Source organism: Mesorhizobium sp. M2A.F.Ca.ET.067.02.1.1, assembly GCF_004023285.1.
GTDB lineage: Bacteria > Pseudomonadota > Alphaproteobacteria > Rhizobiales > Rhizobiaceae > Mesorhizobium.
Genome location: NZ_RZSB01001308.1, coordinates 1 through 748, shown reverse-complemented (window position 1 = coordinate 748; position 748 = coordinate 1). Strand labels below are relative to the sequence as shown.

At 67.8% G+C, this 748-nt stretch carries 2 protein-coding genes; one reads left to right on the top strand and one right to left on the bottom strand.

Annotated elements, in window-relative coordinates; genetic code table 11:
* Nucleotides 1-35 precede the first annotated feature (35 nt).
* Nucleotides 36-464: a cupin domain-containing protein gene (locus tag EOA28_RS37500; protein ID WP_128315928.1), complete on the top strand. Its 429-nt coding sequence runs from the start codon at nucleotides 36-38 to the stop codon at nucleotides 462-464.
* On the opposite strand, the gene EOA28_RS37495 is transcribed toward EOA28_RS37500, so the two are convergent.
* Nucleotides 461-748, bottom strand: a 288-nt coding sequence (locus tag EOA28_RS37495) for a lysoplasmalogenase family protein (RefSeq protein ID WP_245501709.1), incomplete at its 5' end; no start/stop codon positions are given. The genes EOA28_RS37500 and EOA28_RS37495 overlap by 4 nt on opposite strands.

Sequence of the window (748 nt, the reverse complement as noted above, 5' to 3'; positions counted from 1 at the left end):
GCATAAAGCGACATGCATCGAACCAAAGACCGCCAATGACCAGCGCCGCCGAGATCATCGCCACCCTTGGCCTTAAGCCGCATCCCGAGGGCGGCTGGTATGCCGAGACGTTTCGCGACGCCGCGGGCGGCCCGCGCGGTCATTCCACCGCGATCTACTTCCTCCTCGAGCAAGGTCAGCTTTCGGCATGGCACCGGGTGAAGGACGCGGCCGAGGTCTGGCACTTCTATGCCGGCGCGCCGGTGGCGCTGTCGATGCATGAGGAGGAAGGCGCAGGCCTGGTCATCGAGCAGGATCTGGGCACGGCCCTTGCCACGGGCGAGCGGCCGCAGGTCGTCGTACCGGCCGGCTGGTGGCAGTCGGCGCGCAGCTTAGGTGAATGGACGCTGGTCGGCTGCACCGTGGCGCCGGGCTTCGATTTCGCCGCTTTCGAGCTGGCTGAGCCCGGCTGGCGGCCGGTCTAGGCCAGCAGAAACCCCAGCGTGATCGCCAGCTGGGCGGCGTAATAAAGCACCCAGACCGCGTAGCGCATCCACAGGCGCTGTGGCGAGATCGCCGCGAACAGGAAGCGCTCGGTCGCCAGCAACCCGTCCGAAGCGATGAACAGCACCGCGCCGGCGATGACCCATGCGCTGCCGGTGGTGAGCGCCGAAATGCCCATGGCGAGGATCGCCGCGACATAGACGGCGATCGGGATGCGCAGTTGCGGGCCGACGCGGCGCCAGAGCGCGGCAAGCATGACGATGCT

Bases quoted from the DNA above. Each gene is read 5' to 3' on its own strand.
- EOA28_RS37500 (WP_128315928.1), top strand. From the start codon at position 36: ATGACCAGCGCCGCCGAGATCATCGCCACCCTTGGCCTTAAGCCGCAT.